Source organism: Patiriisocius sp. (assembly GCF_051252435.1).
GTDB lineage: Bacteria > Bacteroidota > Bacteroidia > Flavobacteriales > Flavobacteriaceae > Patiriisocius.
The window spans coordinates 744,969-763,568 of sequence record NZ_JBPOFW010000001.1 but is presented as its reverse complement, the minus strand read 5'-3'; the positions used below and the strand labels follow the sequence as shown (position 1 = coordinate 763,568).

The window sequence follows — 18,600 nt, the reverse complement described above, 5'->3', positions numbered from 1 at the left end:
CAGAAATTTCCGAAGCAATTATTGTAACTCCGGAAATTTTAAAGCGGGAATATTTTTCCTGTAGCATAACTATTTGAAAATATGCTTTCTAAAAATGAACTTTTATACACACTCGCCCTTCAAAGAGTGCCAAACTTGGGTGATACTTCGGCAAAAAAACTATTACAGGCCATAGGCAGTGCCGAAGCAATTTTCAAAGAAAAAAAATCTAATTTACTCAAGATTGATGGTATTGGCGCGTTTAAAGTGAAAGACCTCGACGAAGCTTTTTTATTAAATGAAGCCGAAAGCGAAATTAAATTTATCGAAGCGAACAATATTGAGTATTCATATTTTAAGGACAAGACGTATCCCGATAGATTAAAATATTGTCTCGATGGGCCCATTTTGTTTTTCCACACGGGCAATATTGATATTCCGAATAAAAAGTTGCTCAGCATTGTGGGTACTCGAAAAGTGACAAGCTATGGGCAATCCTTTTGTGAAAAGTTGATTGAAGATTTGGCCGTTATAAATCCAGTCATTGTTTCGGGGTTCGCTTATGGGGTTGATATCACTGCGCACAAAGCAGCGATGGACAATGGATTACAAACCATAGGTTGTTTGGCGCATGGGTTAAATCAGATTTATCCTAAAGTCCACAAAAAGTATGTTGCCAAAGTGGAAGAAAATGGTGGGTTTATTTCAGAATTTTGGAGCACGGACCCCTTCGATCGCAACAATTTTTTAAAACGAAATCGCATTATCGCTGGAATGAGCGAAGCTACAATTGTAATCGAAAGTGCTGAAAAAGGAGGAAGTTTGGTTACTGCAGATATTGCAAATAGTTACAGCCGAGAAGTTTTTGCAGTTCCCGGAAGAGCTACAGATAATCAAAGCGTGGGTTGCAATAACCTTATTAAAACAAATCAAGCAAGAGTTGTTACTTCTGCCGCAGATATTATTTATATGTTAGGTTGGGAACTTGAAACCAAAGTAAAAAAACCACAGCAAACTTCTTTATTCGTTGAGTTTACTACGGAAGAAAAACTCATTTACAACTTTTTAAAAGACAAAGAAAAAGAGCTGCTCGACATTATCGCCATTGAATGTCAATTACCCACCCATAAAGTTGCAAACTTACTTTTAGGGATGGAACTAAAAGGAGTTATAAGACCGCTGCCGGGCAAACTGTTTCAATTGATTTAGTAGCCTAACTTTGCACGTACCCTTTTTAAAACATCATTGGCAACTTTGGCGGCTTTTTCAGCACCTACTTGTAGTGCTTTGTCAATTTCAGATAAATTATTCATGTAATAGTTGTAGCGTTCGCGGGGTTTTGCGAATCTTTCAACTATTAATTCGTAAAGTGCTTGTTTTGCGTGACCATAACCGTAATTTCCGCCTTCGTAGTTTGCTTTCATCTGCGCGATTTCAGCTTCCGAAGCTACTAAAGAATAAATTGTAAAGCAGTTACAGGTACTCCAATCTTTTGGTTCTTCGAGAGGGGTGCTGTCTGTTTCTATTTTCATTACTTGCTTTCGCAATTTTTTATCATCCAAGAAGATGTTGATAGTATTATCTCTGGATTTACTCATTTTATGTCCGTCTATACCAGGAACGAGCATGGTGTCTTTTTGAACTTGCGCTTCGGGCAGCACAAAAGTTTCTCCCATTTGGGCATGAAAACGAGAGGCAACATCGCGAGTCATTTCAATGTGTTGCATTTGGTCTTTTCCTACGGGAATAATGTTTGCGTCGTATAATAATATGTCTGCTGCCATTAACATGGGGTATGTAAACAACCCAGAGTTTACATCTTCCAGTCTATCTGCTTTGTCCTTGAACGAATGCGCTAAAGTCAATCGCTGGAAAGGAAAAAAGCAACTTAAATACCAAGATAATTCTGTCACTTGAGGAATATCGCTTTGACGATAAAACACCGTTTTTTCAACATCGAGCCCGAAGGCCAACCATACTGCCGCTGTGCTATATGTATTACTTTTTAAAAGCTCTGCATCTTTAATTTGAGTAAGGGTATGCAGGTTTGCGATAAATAGAAAACTATCATTTTTTGGGTCATTTGCCATTTCAATAGCGGGCAATATTGCCCCTAAAATATTTCCTAAATGGGGCGTTCCCGTGCTCTGTATTCCTGTAAGTATTCTTGACATCTTATGCCTGCAAAAGCAGGTGAATTTTAAATTAAACACAATATTTTAGCAAAGTTACTTTTTTTAGGCTACTTACGTCAGCCAATTTGCTAATTTTGGCACCTATGAGAATACTGCTGTATCCATTCTTTGTGTTGTATCGCATTTGGTTTTATATCCTTATGGCTTTGCCTATTCTCATTATGTTTCCTTTTTTGGTGATATCAATCTTAAAGCAAGAATGGTATCCTTATTATTTTAAAATGGCGCGTATTTGGGCGACGGTCATTCTTTTTGGAATGGGATTTTTTCTGAAGATCAAACGCGACGTAAAATATGAAAAGGGAAAATCATATATGTTTGTCTCAAATCACACATCAATGACCGATATTATGTTGATGCTATATTGTACAAAAAATCCTTTTGTATTTGTGGGGAAGAAAGAGTTGAGCAAAATCCCATTGTTTGGATTTTTTTATAAACGTACCTGTATCTTGGTAGACCGCAAAAACCCAAGAAGTAGAGGCGATGTTTTTGATAGCGCACAACGTAAATTGAATCAAGGCTTAAGTATATGTATTTTCCCGGAAGGAGGCGTGCCTGATGATACTAGTATGACTTTAGATGAATTTAAAGATGGTGCTTTTAGACTTGCCATTGAACATCAAATTCCAATTGCACCCATGGTTTTTCACGATAATAAAAAGCGTTTTTCTTATGAGTTTTTTAGTGGGTCACCCGGTAGAATGCGTGCAAAAATTCAAGATTTGATACCAACAACCGGATACAAGCTAGAAGACAAACGCGAAGTTAAAAACAAAACTCGCGAAGTGATTTTAGAGGAGTTGAATAATCCATCTTTAAAATAATTCTAATTAGGCTATTTCTCAGTTAGGATTTAAAAATGGTTGAACTATACAATTTGTGATCTTTGGAATTTTCAACTTTCTGGAAGTTGATCATAAAACCCCCAACACTTTCTCCACAACGAGCGAAACAGGAATGGTGTCCATTGCTTTTTCATAGCCTTTTGGATAATTATTCCCATAAATTGAAGTCGGAATTAATGGAAATTGATCTCGGTCTGCCACTATTTGGTTGGAGTTGGGTTGATTAAATGGCACAAACCCAGCATAAGGATGCGTCACTCCCCAAAGCGTTATTACAGGAATCCCAAACGTTGCCGCAAGATGGCCGTTGCCACTATCCATCGCAAGCATTACATCTAAATTTGAAATGAGCTTCAACTCATCCTCAAACGAAAGTTTTCCAGCCACACTAACAACACTTTCTAATCCCTTTGCAATGTCATTGAGTTGAGAGACCTCTTTTTTTCCTCCACCAAAAAGAAATATTTTAAATCTATTGGTTGCATTCAAATCCTCAATCACTTCTTGCATCAATGACAACCGATACATTTTCCCTTCGTGAGCTGCAAAAGGTGCAATGCCAATTAATTTTTTTGGCTGTGGCCCTATTAAATCCTGCAATTGCGAAGTCAACCGATTTCTGCCTGGGAATTTGTGGGTTGATAATTCAATGGGGAAACCTAATTTCTCAAAAACATCAGCATAGCGTTGATGGGTTGTTTTTAGAGGTTTTATGGGTTTTCCATTAGCATTTGTAAGTGCTTTTTTTTCGGCTCTGCCTTTATCTATCGCGGCTGTTTTATTTCCGCGAAGCCATAGAAAAAACCGAAGTACTTTTGAGCGCAACACATTGTGCGTATCTGCAACAGAATCTATACCAAGTCTATTCGCTTCGGTCGAAAGTTTAAATAGCCCAATCAAACCTTTATGTTCGCCATAGACATTTGCATCAAGAGTTGAAACGTTTAAAATTTCAGAAAAAAGAGGTTTAAAAAAGGGTTTTGTGAGTACCGTGATTTTTAACGCTGGGTATGTTTGGGTTACGACTCGTAAAACCGGCACTAACATAGCAACGTCTCCCATTGCCGAGAGACGAATTGCTAAAATATGTTTTGTTTTGGGCACTATTAAAAACAATAAGTTAAATTGGTAACTTTAAAAAGAAATGTAGTCCATTGTAGGTTTCGACTGCGCTCAACTAGACACTTTTACTTTCCTCCTCTTAGTACTGGATTAAGCTCGTCGTCATTGTACATTTTCATTTGTTTGTACACTTTCATGTATTTTCTGCCCGCTTCAATATTTGCCAATAATTGGTCGATTGCAGTGCTTAAATCTACACGTTGTTCTAGTAAAATGTCTAACTTTTTTTGGCAGGCAGCTCTGTGTTCAACACTTGCATCAACTCGAGTAGCTTCTTCATTCATGTGGTATACTTTCAAAGCCAAAATAGATAAGCGGTCTACGCCCCAAGCTGGGCTTTCGGTATTTATCGTTGCATTTATATCTGGAGTTACATCTTTGTATTTTTCTAAAAAGTAACTGTCGATGTATTCCACCATGTCAGTCCTGTCTTGATTTGATGCATCAATCTGTCTCTTTAGAGCAAGAGCCGCGATTGGGTCAATATTTGGATCCCTAATGATATCCTCATAATGCCATTGCACGGTATCAATCCAGCATTTTCTGTACAATAAATGCTCTAACAAGTTTTCATCGTTGTCGTATTTATTTTCAAACGGTTGGTCTACCGTATTTAAATGATGATATTTTACAATAACTTCAAGGAATATTTTGTTGGCAAGTTCGCTGAATCTCATAAGGTAAATTTAAAATGATACTACACTTACAAAGGTATCATATTTTGTGAGAGTTTTTCGCACTAAAAGAGACCAGACGCTAATAATTCAACTTTTTAGCCACACCACTTTTTATCAAATATTCTAGCCTTAATTGTACATTCATGGGTTGCTCCTCAAGATGTTCTGTATAAAACAAAACACCCTCTTTTCTAGAATCCAATTCTTCGATTTCATGCCTCCCAAATTGTTTTTCGCTTCGGAAATTTGCATCATATTCCATTAATTTAGCTTCCGAAAGATCTCGTTGTAACAACAAATAGATCAACTTGAAACGATGCACCGAAGTTACTTTCACTCTTTTGATATCATCAGCACTACAAAGATTTGTTGTTCCTCTTTTCAGAAATATGCCCGTTATCAAAAAATAATATGCTGTCTTTTTTGAAGTGTCAAACAACCAACCTGATTTCAATTTTCCGTCGCTATTTTTATAAGATAGTTCAAACGTAAATGTGGGCAAGTCTTTATTGAGGTAATGCAGCTGTGCTTTTTCATCAACAATATATTCTTTGTCTTTATGGTACAGAATTCCATCAATTCCGCGATGCTGTTTTTCGACGTCAAAATTTCTTCGGAAATCTAACTTTTCCGAAGCATAAAGAGCATCCAAATAATTGGCTAAAATACGTTCATCCCTTAAATCTGAATTAAATTTTGACATGCAGCAATGTTATTTGCTAAAGCTAAAATGGGGAGTCTTGACTAAGTAGTTGTTTGATTTAAATATAGATAAAATTAGTTGATTCTTTCTGAAAGTGCTTTCCCTAATTTTTCTACAACACCCACCACTAAAGCATTACCCATAAAAAAAGCGCGTTTAGCGGAAGTGATTCCTTCCAATTTTGTGTGATTATCCGGAAACATATTTAAACGCTCCAACTCAACGGGAGTGAGTCTCCTCAATCCCTCTTTTGTGTTAATAACGTGCTTAAATCGTGAAGGAGATTTTCCGCCTTCGCCAGTAATAATAGTACGCGACGCATTATCGAGTGCATCTGGGTAAATCATACCTCCTTCACTATACTTGTATGTAAAACCGTTTGCTGCAATGCGCTCAATGGTTTTTGCGCCTTTTAAATATTGCCATTTGTCGATGTCGGTTTTATCAATAAAAAATTCAGAATCAACTTTTCCTTTTTCAAGAATGTCACCAAGGTTTGTTTTTGGACCTTCGTAACTAGGAACTGTTTTCGTAGTAAAAATTTTTCCGTCAATCAACAACCCTGTATTGTGGAATGGGGAGAGTTTTCCGTTTTTATTAAAGTTATTTGTGATTTCAACTAAGTTCCCTTTTAATTCCATTTCTTCAATGGCATTGTTTTCATTCACCGGAAAAGCTGTGGCAATTGTTCCTTGAGAAAATAACCAATGTGATTTTTGAGATTTTTTTAATTCTTTGTAAATCGCTGTGGATTTGTGATACCCGAGGATGAAAATGCGACGACGGCGTTGCGGCATGCCATATTCGGCGGCATTTATTACGCGCCATTCTACCGCGTAACCAAGTTGGTTCAAGCTTTGAAGCATTACCGCAAAATCACGTCCGCGCTGTTTGGCTGGAGATTTTAAAAGTCGGTCTACGTTTTCTAAAAGCAAGTATTTTGGCTTGTTTTTTTTCTTTTCTAGGATTTGATGAATGGACCACCACAACACTCCTTTTTTGCCCTTGAGACCTTTACTATTGTACAAGGTCGTAGCTACCGAATAGTCTTGACATGGAAATCCGCCCACCAATAAATCATGGTCTGGAATTTCGTCAATGTCACGAGTGACTACCTCGTTAATATCTTCGTTCGAGTGATTTTTTGTTCCAAACCGCGCCTCATAAACTTTTGATGCGTGTTGCATTTTTGTGGAAGGTTCCCATTGATTACTCCACACGATTTCATAGTTGTTTTTTTCCAGCCCAAGTCTAAAACCACCTACTCCGGCAAACAACTCTACAACTTTAATTTTTTGGTTTTTCATGCGATTGCAAGATAGGATTTTCATTTTTTTTCTTCGGAAATATTAAGGCTGGTTACATTTCGGCTTTGCTTAAAAATATTCTGTGTTGAGTAATTAGTTTTGATAATTTCTATTTCAGAATAAATCCAACAACAATTGCTAATAACAACAAGACCCAAAGTAGTATCTCGTTGAAGATAAAGCGCTCTTTTGTTTTTTTAGATTCTATATAATTTGTTGTGAAAGTTGCAACTGGGAAAAATAAGAATAACAATTCGGCTCCATTTTTTTGCGGACTCAAAACTGAAACAAAAATTGTCACGATGGCTATGATCAACATCATAAAACCAGCTGGTTTTTCTTTTTTTTTCAATGATGATATTTGGAAAAACCGACTAGTTCCCATCCACAAAAGTAGACTGAGCAACATGGTAAGAGGAATAAGCATTGCCATTTTATTATATGCTTTAAAATTAAAACTGCTTGCCTCTGGCCAATTTGATATCCAAGAAAATGAATCGTCTTTCAACAAATAAAACACTGTTACGATTGAAAAAACGGAAAGGAGCGAAATTAACGGCAGAAATAATAGCCGGAATGAGGTATTTGCTAATCTTACAATGGCAATAAACAATGCTACAAAAAAGAGTATTGACCAAAAATAAAACAAAGATGCAATGGTGATATACATTCCTGCATCAAAAAGTTTTTTTTCGATGTTTTTTCCTGTTTTTAAACTTAGAATTCGACGTGTAGCTAGCAGCAAAAAAGTGGATGCTAATACTGTTTTGGCTTCCCCAAAAATACTTGGAACCATTAACAAAAAGCATGTAAAAATAAATATGGCAAACGTATTGTTACCTGTAACATCATTTTTCCGAATGATGAAATCTACTAATAATAACATGAATATAAATAGTGTTAATAACAACATACTCCCACCTACATTTTCCAGGGTAAATGTCCAATAATCATTATTAAAAACGAAAGCTAGATAGCCCAAACAAATGATGACACTCAATATCACATAATTTATAGGGCTAGATTTACCGAAAAAGCTTGCGAGCATAGGGACTTATTTATACTTTTGCATTTCAAAATATAAAGATATGGCTTTAAGAGATGTTTTTTACGGTATTCAAGATTTTTCAGAAAATGTTTTATTCGCACCTTTTAATGCTTTGCGAGCACTTGAATTAGAGAGCTGGGCTGCAGCAAATATTATTTCTTGGCTGTTTATTTTAGTTGGTTTTGTGGCTTTTGGATATTGGATGCTACAGTTGAAAAAATTTAATGATAACAACGAAGAAGACCGCACCTCAACCTCACACTCTTTCTTGGGTGGTGATAAATATCAATAATAGTAAGTATTAAGTTTATAAGTATAAAAGGGTAAAAGTAAACTGGAGTTGCCGGTTTATTTTTTACCCTTTTTTACTTGTTGTATCTACAAATTCAATTGCTACTCTCGAATCAGTTTTTGATACAAGACATCTCCACTATATGTAGTGAGCCCCAATATATACATACCTGTTTTTAGTCCCGTAGCATCAATATAGGTGGTATTTGCAGGATATTCTTTAAGCTTTTTACCTTGAATGTCATAGAGCGTATATTTTTTGACAGCGTTTTTAGTAGCCCGTACAATAAAATAATCACTACTGGGATTGGGATAGATTTTAAACTCCATTGCTTTTGGGCCATCGACACCTAAAATAGTGAGGTTTTCCCACCACGCAACAGTACCATTGTTTCTTGAGGTTGCGGCGACATCTAAGTCTCCATCATTGTCAAGGTCAACAGCAATCGCAGAGAAAGCTCCTTCAACTTGATTTGAAATAATATTTTTATTTCCAAAAGTCCCCATACCGTCTAGATTTTCAAACCATACTAACTCACTCGCACCTGACCCTATTACATCAACATCTCCATCATTATCAAGGTCTGCACCATGCACTCTAATAGCGAAATCAAGGTCATTGGTGATAATTTGCTCAGAGCCAAATTGGTCGACACCTCCCTCATTTTCAAACCATGAAAGTTGCTCTTGACCATTTACGCTTAATAGAACATCGAGAGCACCATCACCATTTACATCAATTACAAAAACGGAGCTGCCAGCAGAACCAGCACCTCGTATGGTCTTTGGCGCAGAAAAAACACCAGTCCCATCATTTTCATACCACACACATGTAGTACTTCCAGACGCTGAGCTCACGATGTCCATATCTCCATCATTGTCTAAATCTCCTACTTCTAAAGAACGACCTGCAGGACCAGAAATTACATGCGTGTTTATGAAAGTTCCGCCATCATTTTCATACCATCGTGACTGAACACCAGCACTACCTAATAGAATATCTTCATCCCCATCATTGTCAATATCTACTGCTTTTAAATCTGAAACATTTAGGGTCATAGTGGCAATCACGAATGCTGGTCCAAAATTACCATTACCATCGTTCAACTTATACTTAACCATACTCCCTTCAATTGAATAAGCTAAATCAAGATCACCATCCATGTCAATGTCAATAGGCAAGGTCTCTCTAGAAGTGGTATTTTGAACTATTGTTTCAGGTGGTTCAAAGGAGGTTCCATCAATATTTTTTATGAGAACTATTCTATCATCAAAAACACCTGCCGCAATCAAATCAACAAAACCGTTACCGTCCATGTCTCCAGCTGTTACATATTCTACACTTGAGAGGTCACCAATCAACACTTGTTGAGGACCAAAGATTTGTGCTATTGAAGAATATGAGATAAGTACTGTGGCTAGTGATAAAAGTTTATTCATTTTCCTTAAGTATTACGGTTTGTGTAGTAGGTGCATTTTGATAGTCTTTTTCAATTTTATAAAGACCGGGGTCAAGGGTGTTGATGGTTGTTGGGTCGTTGATTTCTGTTCCACTTTTTTCAGTGGTGGTCGTATTGTAATTGATGACCCCGTCATTAAAGCGCACTACACGTCCACCACTGGCCATCCTATTTGTATTATTATAGCATTTTTCAACACGCGCAAAGCCAAAGGCATCATCTATCTGTTCAATTACAACAGCTGTGTGATTGGGGTGGTAGTATTCTGTAAAGTCAAATTCATACGCATCCACTTCATGGATGACATCTGTCGTGTAAAAAGAAAAGTTCTCTCCGTAGGGTGCAGGCTCGTTATAATTACCTTCACAACGAATAAATTTATAGTCAAAGCCGGGTTGAAATAAAACTGTATTTGTTTCATTGTCATAAGGACCTGCAAAATAATAGTTCCCTTTATAAGGTTCGTACAAGCTAGAAAAATCTAAAGCCCTGATACGATTATAATCGTTAGAGAACTCTTCAATATCCTCGTGCATGTGAATGGCTTGACCAGTAGTAAATTGATTTCTACAGGTATTCTCTGTGTAAGCCATATAGTTTTGAACATCGGCAGGGTCAATTTGATATGGAGTGTCTTCACAGTCTTCACCAAATCCTATATAGTCACAATTATCAATATTATAATATTGTAGATTATTGTTGTTAATGGTGTCTGTACATTCCTGCCATGATATCGCTGGATTAATCCCATTGTTCCAGCAATACTCTCTTATAAAGTTAGGTACCGCATTTGTGTCTAAAATTTTATCTCCATTGCCTTTGTTTAGGGCATCAATAGGTATGGCATTAAAGCTAGTGTCGCTCATTATTCTCGATACATGTTCACACTCTGTTGCAGTTGTTACTACACCGCCCTGTGTAATCTTACTATAATAATTACTAAAGGTGTGGGATAAACCCAAGATGTGACCTACTTCATGGACAAATGAACCTTCATTGAGTGTCGCTCTATTGATTACTATATCCTCAGAGTTAAGTCTTTGCCCACCAAAACTTGTTGTGCGACTGGGAATATAAACGTTGATGGCCCCATCATCATAATTACCGGAATCTAGAGCATATGAATGTAATTCACCACTTAAGCATAAATCTAAAACACTAAACCCGTGGTCATTGAAGTTGTTCAATGCTGTTTCAGAACATGCCGGGGCAGGAAATGAAACTAGAGTGCTAGGACTGTCCATTTGATCTGCGCCCCTATATTTAAAAAAGATATTGTACTCGTTGAAAATTTGATTGAGCTTGGCAATAGACTTTAATGCGTCAATTTCAGTCTGTTCAAAAACAAAATCTCCGTCCACTTCATTTTCTCCATAGTTACCATTTGCATCATTGATTTGCCAATAATACATATTAAATAATTTGGGTTCAAATGCGGCAAGATCTGCTGGATCTATACTACCAGAATTATGAGGCTCGGCTGGCGAGCCTCCACCAGGGTCGCCAAGACCAGGGTCGTCTCCTTCATAAACACATATATAATCTTCTTGTGATAACATTTGTTGCGAAAAGAATATGCAATAACTAGAAAGCAACATTAACAGTGCTAGTACTCTTGAGGGGGGGGGGTAATGATTTCATAATCAGATAGTTTAAATTAACTCAATAAAGTTAAAGAATACACAGACTCAACACTGGAACTAAATGTTAATGTTATGTGAAAATTTTTTGCATACAAAAACATGACTTATTAATTTATAGTCTGTTAGATGAAAAACTTACAAATCAAAACCAATATCTTTTCTAAAGTACATCCCTTCAAATTGTATCTTTTCAATTTCTTGATACGATTTTACAATGGCCTTTTTATAATCTAAGTCAAGCGATGTTACCGCTATGACACGTCCTCCGTTTGTTACAATTTTATCGTCTTTATTTGTTGTTCCAGCGTGAAATACTATTGAATCATTAACCTTTTCAAGTCCAGTAATTTCTTTTCCTTTTTCATACGCCTCAGGATATCCACCCGAAACTAACATAATAGTAGCTGCTGCTCTTCCATCTAATTCTAACGGTAAAATATCTAAATTTTGCTCATACGTTGCTTCCAGCACATCCACTAAATCTGTTTTGATTCTTGGTAGTACAACTTCGGTTTCTGGGTCGCCCATACGTACATTGTATTCAATTACAAAGGGCTCATCACCTACTTTTATCAATCCGATAAACACAAAACCTTTGTAGTCAATTTCTTCTTTTTTTAATCCCTCGACAGTAGGTTTTACGATTCGCTCTTCAATTTTTTGCATTAATGTTTCATCTGCAAATGGCACGGGTGAAATTGCTCCCATTCCGCCGGTATTGAGTCCTTTGTCTCCTTCGCCAATTCTTTTATAATCTTTCGCCGTTGGTAATATTTTATAATTTTTACCGTCCGTCAAAACAAAAACACTCAGCTCAATACCGTCTAAAAACTCTTCAATGACTACGGTATTACTTGCATCTCCAAATTTTCCCCCAAGCATTTCCTCGAGAGCCGTTTTGGCTTCCTCAATATCTTGAAGTATCAACACACCTTTTCCAGCGGCAAGTCCGTCGGCTTTCAAAACGTAGGGTGCTTTTAATGTTTCTAAAAATTCCTTTCCAGCATTTAAAGATTCCGAAGTAAAACTTGCGTATGCAGCAGTAGGAATATTGTGTTGCAACATAAACTCCTTTGCGCGTTCTTTGCTTCCTTCGAGCAGCGCTCCTCTTTTTGAAGGACCAATTATTTTGACCCTCTTCAAAGTTGGCGTTTCTTTAAAAAAGTTTGCAATTCCTAGTACTAGCGGGTCTTCTGGACCCACTACAACCATATCTATTTTATTATCAACCACACATTTTTCAATGGCTTGAAAATCGGTTACACTTAGCGCTACATTTGTCGCAATTGCTGCCGTTCCATCATTTCCTGGGGCAACAAATAGATTTTTACAACGCTTACTTTTTGCTAATTGATAGGCAAAAGTGTGTTCGCGACCGCCTGATCCAAGTACTAAAATATTCATATCGTGCTAGTTTTAAAGGCTACAAAAGTAACACGAATTTGCCGAAATAGTAACCCAGCGTTTTGTATATTTCACCTTTAAATTTTCACGCTTGAATTTATTTGAACCCACCCTGCAATTTAACGGTTTTCCCATCAAGGAAGCCAAAGCGCGATTACGGGAAATTCAAGCAATCGCCGAGGTTGATTATCAAGCATACGTACATTCACTTCGAAAAGAAATCGTCAACTACCATTTGAGAGAAAACAGCTACTATCGTGATTTTGTAGGTGCTTCGGAAATGAATAACTGGGCAGCAATACCGGTGTTAAAAAAGAGTGACTTGCAACGTCCGCTACAAGAGCGATTGTCCCACGGATTTCATCCAAAAAATTCCTACGTCAATAAAACCTCTGGATCCAGTGGACACCCATTTATTTTTGCCAAAGATAAATTTTGTCATGCGCTTACGTGGGCTGAAATTTTAGATCGATTTGGTTGGTACAATATTAATTTTAATTCCTCTTTGCAGGCACGTTTTTATGGAATTCCGTTGGATACATTTGGATACCAAAAAGAACGATTGAAAGACAGATTGAGCAGCAGATATCGGTTCCCTATTTTTGACCTTTCCGAAGAAAAAATGGAGGGGTTTTTGAAAACTTTCCGTAGAAAAAAATTCGATTATATTAATGGATATACTAGCTCCATTGTGCTTTTTGCCAAATTTCTTCAGCAAAAAAATATAACATTAATTGATGTTTGTCCTACGCTCAAACAATGCGTGGTCACTAGCGAAATGCTTTTTGATAGCGATAAAAAATTGATGCAAGATGTGTTTGGCGTTCCTGTAATCAACGAATACGGTGCAAGTGAGTTGGACCTCATCGCATTCACAAATCAAGACGACGAATTTGTGGTCAATAGCGAAACCTTATTTGTAGAAATCCTCGATGAAAATGACAACGCATTACCCAATGGAGCACTTGGGCGTATTGTGATAACTTCGCTTTACAACAGGGCGCATCCGTTGATTCGATATGACATTGGCGACACAGGAAGATTTGCAAAGGACAGCACTTTAAAAAAGCCCGTATTAGCTGAATTAATTGGAAGATCAAATGATGTAGCCGTCCTAAAGAACGGCAAAAAAGTACCCGGATTGACGTTTTACTATGTAACCAAAAGCGTTATTGAGGACGACGGAAATGTAAAAGAATTTATCATTGAGCAACATGCATTGAACCGTTTTAAAATCATCTACACTTCAACAAAACCTCTCACAGAAATTGAAGAAGAAAACATTAAAAAAGCTTTATTTCTATACCTTGAAAATGACCTGATTTTAAATTTTGAGCGCGTGGAGTTTTTGGACAGAAATAACAGAGGAAAGTTAAAACAGTTTGTTAATTTGATTAAAAGTAAAAAATAAATTGCGAAGTTTTAAGAATGTTTAATACCGCTCAATCTGTTTAGGTCGATTGACAAAATACTCCCAGAAGAATCGTAATAAATAAATTGAAGATTTCAGATTTGAATAGCCTAAATGGTCCTTGTAAAAAGCATAATTGTATTTAATCAAGTTCCATTTGTTCCCACTCATATTTCCTTGGTGAACTCTATAGTAAGCTAAGTCTTCTTTTATTCCCATTGCTGGTTTTTTACTTCTTTTAATAGCTTCAAGCCATACTGCCCAATCTTGGCGTTTTCTTATTTTAGGCGACTCTATTTTACCTAAAACAGCACAATTATACATGCCGGTTAAATTTCCGAGGTAATTATTACTGTGTTGCTTTTTATAGGGCAATTGAGGAAGTGCATTGATGCGTTTGCCTGTTTCATTTCCAGCTCCGTCAATATGAACATAACTTGTAAAACTCACAAGGCATTCATTTTCTAGCATAAAATTTATTTGCTTTTCTAGTTTTTGCGGGTGCCATAAATCGTCTGCATCTAAAAATGCAACATAGGTTCCATTGGAAAGTGACGTGGCTTTGTTTCTAGCATTTGCAGCACCTTTGTTTACTTTTTCTTCCGTTACCTTTATACGGTTATCATTTAAGGCGAGGCTTTTTACGATAGCAACAGAATCGTCATTTGAGTTATCATCAACAATTTGAAGTTCCCAATTTGAATAGGTTTGAGCTTGAATTGAAGCAATTGTTTGGGCAATAAACGGGGCTGCATTATACAGCGGTGTAATAATGGAGATGAGCGGATGTGCTTTAAAATTAATAGGCTTTTTCTTCTCCTTTGATTGCATTATAAATGGTTTGAAAAACAACTTTAAGGTCCATAATTAAAGACCAATTTTCTAGATAATAGATATCATATTTCACACGGTTTATAATGTCTTTATCGCTCTCAACTTCACCTCGATAGCCACTTACTTGTGCTAATCCCGTGATTCCTGGTTTGATAAAGTGGCGCACCATAAATTTGTCGATACGCTCTGCATACATATGTGTATGGCTTACCATGTGAGGTCTAGGTCCCACCACGCTCATATCGCCCTTAAGCACATTGATAAATTGAGGTAATTCATCCATGCTTGTTTTTCTAATAATCTTGCCCACTCTAGTAATTCGTTCATCCCCTTTTTTAACTTGATGTAAATCTGCCGTAGGATTGGGTTTCATCGAGCGAAATTTATAACAATAAAATTCCTTATAGTCGAGACCGTTTCTTCTTTGTTTAAAAAAAACGGGGCCCTTAGATTCTAATTTGATGAGTATACCGAGCAGTGGTGTTAGCCATGAAAGAATTCCCACAATTACAAAAAGGGACATTACGATATCAAATGACCGCTTTATAAACTTATTGAGCGGTTCGTCCATTGGTATTTTGCGAAGTGAAAGAACAGGCAGATAGCCATAATACGTAAAGTCTAGTCGCTTACCATATATTTCTTTGTTATCTGGAAGAAATTTTAAAATTTTCAAATTATTATCTGAAAACTCAATAAGCTTAGCCATTTTTTCTTCACTCAGATCACCGACCGAAGCATAAATCTCATCAATTTCATTTTTTGATATATATGCAAAAATTGCATCTAAAGAAGTCTTTTTATCCCCTTTGAGGATAAAAGATTTCATCAAACGATACCCATATTCTGAGTTATCATTAAAAAAATGTTCTAACTCTTTTGTCTTTTCGTTTAAACCAACGATTACTACATTTCTATTATTCCCACCCAGCAGTGTTCGGTATTTTTTGAGCAAATAATAGATAGCAATTTTTATTGCTGAAATTATTCCCATTACCGTAAAAACATACTTAACAACGGCGCCGGCATCTTGTTTCAAAGAAAAATAGTACCCATAAAAGGCAAAAACAATGAGCATGAACATCATTGTTTGTTTGAAGACAAGCGATATTATTTTTATCGCTTTAGTGTATCTGTAAATCTCATAGAAATTGATAATCAATGAAGTTACAATCCAAGCTATTGTGACAAAAATTGTGTAGTTCAAAAATTCAGTGCCGCCTCCAAGAAATAGATAAGCGAATATATGTATCACCGCTAAATCTATTAAATAAGAAATGGGCCTTAAGAACCCTGAGTATCTACCTTTTTTGAAGATCATTTTAAGCTCTTATATGCTTTGAGAAATCCTTATGTTCACTTTTATGGAGCTCCTCTTTTGAAAGGCTTTTAAAGTAATCATAGGTTACTTTCATTCCATCTGCTCTTGAAACCTTTGGCTCCCATCCTAAAATTTCACGTGCGAGGGTAATGTCTGGCTCACGCTGCAGAGGATCATCTTTTGGAAGTTCTTTATGAACGATTTTTTGAATTGTTCCTGTGAGCTTAATAATTTCTTTTGCAAAATCTAGAATTGTGATTTCCTCTGGGTTTCCTATGTTTACGGGATTTGTATAATCACTCAAGAGTAATTTATACAAGCCGTTTACTTGATCTGCAACATAACAAAATGACCTTGTTTGTAAACCATCTCCAAATACTGTTAAATCTTCACCTCGCAATGCCTGCCCAATAAATGCTGGAATTACACGACCATCATTAAGTCGCATTCTTGGACCGTACGTATTAAAGATTCGGGCAATACGAGTATCTAATCCATGGAAACGATGATATGCCATTGTAATTGATTCTTGAAAACGTTTTGCTTCGTCATAAACTCCACGAGGTCCAATGGTGTTCACATTTCCGTAGTACGTCTCCTTTTGAGGATGTACTAAAGGGTCACCATATACTTCAGAGGTCGATGCAATCATAAAACGGGCATTCTTCTCCTTTGCCAATCCCAACAAATTATGGGTTCCAAGAGAACCCACTTTTAACGTTTGGATAGGGATTTTAAGGTAGTCGATAGGGCTTGCGGGTGATGCAAAATGTAGAATGTAATCCACCTTTCCTGCTACGTGCACAAACTTGGTCACGTCGTGATGGTAAAAATCAAATTGCTCTAATTTAAACAAATGTTCAAGATTGCGTTTATCGCCAGTAATAAGATTATCCATCCCAATGACCTTAAAGCCCTCAGCAATAAATTTATCACACAAATGGGATCCTAAAAACCCTGCTGCACCTGTTATTAAAACTGTCTTCATTATACTTTTATTTCTTTTCTTCCTATGGAAACATAGTCAAATCCGGCATCTTGCATATCATTTGTGTCGTATAGGTTTCTCCCATCAAAGATGACAGGTTGTTGTAATAGTTGCTTTACTTTTTCTAGATTGGGTGTTCTAAAAATGCTCCACTCTGTACAAATTAGCAAGGCATCTGCACTTTCTAATGCTTCATACATGCCTGTTGCGTATTGTAATTTTTCGCCAAAACGCTTTCTAATATTTGGCATTGCTTCCGGGTCAAAAACTTGTAAGGACGCTCCACGCTCTAGCAATCCTTTCATCATATACAATGAAGGTGCTTCACGAATATCATCGGTTTCGGGTTTAAATGCCAATCCCCAAACGGCAATTGTTTTTCCTTTTAAGTTTCCGTTGAAATATTTATCGATTTTAGGTAATAAAATTGTTTTTTGTTCATCATTAACTTCAATGACCGAGTCTAAAATTTTAAATTCATAATTTGAATCACGACCAGCTTTTTGAAGTGCCTTTACGTCTTTTGGGAAACAAGAACCTCCGTAGCCTATCCCTGGAAAAAGAAAACGTTTTCCAATACGGCTATCAGATCCCATACCTATCCTCACTTTGTCAACGTCTGCACCAACGGCTTCGCAGTAATTTGCAATTTCATTCATGAACGTAATCTTTGTTGCTAAGAAAGAGTTTGCAGCGTATTTTGTAAGTTCGGCGCTCTTTTCATCCATGATTATTATTGGATTGCCTGAACGAACAAATGGGCTGTATAGTTTTTTCATCAACGAGGTTGCTCTTTCGCTGCTTGAACCTACAACGATGCGCTCGGGTTTTAAAAAGTCGTCTACGGCAAATCCTTCTCTTAAAAATTCTGGGTTTGAAACTACATCAAAATCACACCCTGCGTTTTTAGCGATGGTTGCTTGTACTTTTCCTGCAGTACCAACAGGTACCGTGCTTTTGTCAACGATTACTTTGTAGCTTTTAATTTTTTTACCAATCTCATCACTTACGCCAAGAACGTATCTTAAATCTGCGCTACCGTCTTCGTCTTCTGGGGTGGGTAATGCAAGGAATATTATTTCGCCATGTGCCAATCCTTCGTCGAGCGATGTGGTAAACGTGAGTCTTCCCGCCTTAATATTTCGGTCGAAAATAACATCTAAATGTGGCTCATAAATAGGCACGGTGCCAGATTGCATTTGGTTTACTTTATCCGCGTCAATATCAACGCATACTACTTCGTTTCCGGTTTCGGCGAGGCAGGTTCCTGTTACTAAACCTACGTATCCTGTTCCTACAACTGTTATTTTCATATTCTAAATTCCGTTTTACTTACGGTTTCTTTAATAAACTTATTTTAAAAAATTGG

At 36.8% G+C, this 18,600-nt stretch carries 17 protein-coding genes; 4 read left to right on the top strand and 13 right to left on the bottom strand.

The window, feature by feature from the left end:
* Positions 1-81 precede the first annotated feature (81 nt).
* On the top strand, positions 82-1,188 hold the full coding sequence (gene dprA / locus ACSHW7_RS03435) for a DNA-processing protein DprA (protein WP_435677913.1): 1,107 nt from the start codon (positions 82-84) through the stop codon (positions 1,186-1,188).
* On the opposite strand, the gene trpS is transcribed toward dprA, so the two are convergent.
* Positions 1,185-2,153, bottom strand: coding sequence for a tryptophan--tRNA ligase (trpS, locus tag ACSHW7_RS03430; RefSeq protein WP_435677912.1), 969 nt, complete (start codon positions 2,151-2,153; stop codon positions 1,185-1,187). The genes dprA and trpS overlap by 4 nt on opposite strands.
* A gap of 104 nt (positions 2,154-2,257) precedes the next feature.
* Between trpS and ACSHW7_RS03425 the strand changes: the two genes are divergently transcribed.
* Positions 2,258-3,001 (top strand): lysophospholipid acyltransferase family protein, encoded by a 744-nt coding sequence (locus tag ACSHW7_RS03425; protein ID WP_435677911.1) that lies wholly within the window; start codon positions 2,258-2,260, stop codon positions 2,999-3,001.
* Positions 3,002-3,091: 90 nt separating this feature from the next.
* On the opposite strand, the gene ACSHW7_RS03420 is transcribed toward ACSHW7_RS03425, so the two are convergent.
* From ACSHW7_RS03420 to ACSHW7_RS03400, 5 genes are all read right to left on the bottom strand, one after another.
* Positions 3,092-4,126, bottom strand: a complete 1,035-nt coding sequence (locus ACSHW7_RS03420) for a glycosyltransferase family 9 protein (protein WP_435677910.1) — start codon at positions 4,124-4,126, stop codon at positions 3,092-3,094.
* Positions 4,127-4,209: 83 nt separating this feature from the next.
* Positions 4,210-4,821: a DUF4254 domain-containing protein gene (locus ACSHW7_RS03415; protein WP_435677909.1), complete on the bottom strand. Its 612-nt coding sequence runs from the start codon at positions 4,819-4,821 to the stop codon at positions 4,210-4,212.
* A 79-nt stretch (positions 4,822-4,900) separates the two neighbouring features.
* Positions 4,901-5,524, bottom strand: a complete 624-nt coding sequence (locus tag ACSHW7_RS03410; protein ID WP_435677908.1) for a hypothetical protein — start codon at positions 5,522-5,524, stop codon at positions 4,901-4,903.
* A 74-nt stretch (positions 5,525-5,598) separates the two neighbouring features.
* Entirely contained in the window at positions 5,599-6,831 is a 1,233-nt protein-coding gene (locus tag ACSHW7_RS03405; protein ID WP_435678259.1) for a DNA cytosine methyltransferase, read from the bottom strand.
* Positions 6,832-6,940: 109 nt separating this feature from the next.
* A complete protein-coding gene (locus ACSHW7_RS03400) occupies positions 6,941-7,879 on the bottom strand; it encodes a DUF6427 family protein (RefSeq protein ID WP_435677907.1) in 939 nt (312 codons plus the stop codon).
* A gap of 40 nt (positions 7,880-7,919) precedes the next feature.
* Between ACSHW7_RS03400 and ACSHW7_RS03395 the strand changes: the two genes are divergently transcribed.
* Positions 7,920-8,171, top strand: coding sequence for a DUF6341 family protein (locus ACSHW7_RS03395; protein WP_435677906.1), 252 nt, complete (start codon positions 7,920-7,922; stop codon positions 8,169-8,171).
* A gap of 101 nt (positions 8,172-8,272) precedes the next feature.
* Here the strand turns inward: ACSHW7_RS03395 and ACSHW7_RS03390 are convergent, their stop codons facing one another.
* The 3 genes from ACSHW7_RS03390 to purD form a co-directional block, all read right to left on the bottom strand.
* A complete protein-coding gene (locus tag ACSHW7_RS03390; RefSeq protein WP_435677905.1) occupies positions 8,273-9,610 on the bottom strand; it encodes a T9SS type A sorting domain-containing protein in 1,338 nt (445 codons plus the stop codon).
* Positions 9,603-11,189 (bottom strand): hypothetical protein, encoded by a 1,587-nt coding sequence (locus tag ACSHW7_RS03385; protein ID WP_435677904.1) that lies wholly within the window; start codon positions 11,187-11,189, stop codon positions 9,603-9,605. The genes ACSHW7_RS03390 and ACSHW7_RS03385 overlap by 8 nt, the downstream gene beginning before the upstream one ends.
* A 219-nt stretch (positions 11,190-11,408) precedes the next feature.
* A complete protein-coding gene (gene purD, locus ACSHW7_RS03380) occupies positions 11,409-12,677 on the bottom strand; it encodes a phosphoribosylamine--glycine ligase (protein ID WP_435677903.1) in 1,269 nt (422 codons plus the stop codon).
* Between the two features lie 91 nt (positions 12,678-12,768).
* On the opposite strand from purD, the gene ACSHW7_RS03375 reads away from it, so the two are divergent.
* Positions 12,769-14,088 (top strand): phenylacetate--CoA ligase family protein, encoded by a 1,320-nt coding sequence (locus tag ACSHW7_RS03375; RefSeq protein ID WP_435677902.1) that lies wholly within the window; start codon positions 12,769-12,771, stop codon positions 14,086-14,088.
* Positions 14,089-14,109: 21 nt separating this feature from the next.
* Here the strand turns inward: ACSHW7_RS03375 and ACSHW7_RS03370 are convergent, their stop codons facing one another.
* Genes ACSHW7_RS03370 through ACSHW7_RS03355 form a run of 4 tightly spaced genes read right to left on the bottom strand, consistent with a single transcriptional unit; the run spans position 14,110 to position 18,544 of the window.
* Entirely contained in the window at positions 14,110-14,919 is an 810-nt protein-coding gene (locus ACSHW7_RS03370; RefSeq protein ID WP_435677901.1) for a glycosyltransferase family 2 protein, read from the bottom strand.
* The gene (locus ACSHW7_RS03365; RefSeq protein WP_435677900.1) at positions 14,888-16,243 is read right to left on the bottom strand and encodes an exopolysaccharide biosynthesis polyprenyl glycosylphosphotransferase; all 1,356 of its coding nucleotides are present in this window, start codon (positions 16,241-16,243) and stop codon (positions 14,888-14,890) included. The genes ACSHW7_RS03370 and ACSHW7_RS03365 overlap by 32 nt, the downstream gene beginning before the upstream one ends.
* 1 nt (position 16,244) lies before the next feature.
* On the bottom strand, positions 16,245-17,231 hold the full coding sequence (locus tag ACSHW7_RS03360; RefSeq protein ID WP_435677899.1) for a UDP-glucuronic acid decarboxylase family protein: 987 nt from the start codon (positions 17,229-17,231) through the stop codon (positions 16,245-16,247).
* Entirely contained in the window at positions 17,231-18,544 is a 1,314-nt protein-coding gene (locus ACSHW7_RS03355; protein ID WP_435677898.1) for a UDP-glucose dehydrogenase family protein, read from the bottom strand. Before ACSHW7_RS03355 ends, ACSHW7_RS03360 begins: the two co-directional genes overlap by 1 nt.
* Between the last annotated feature and the right edge of the window lie 56 nt (positions 18,545-18,600).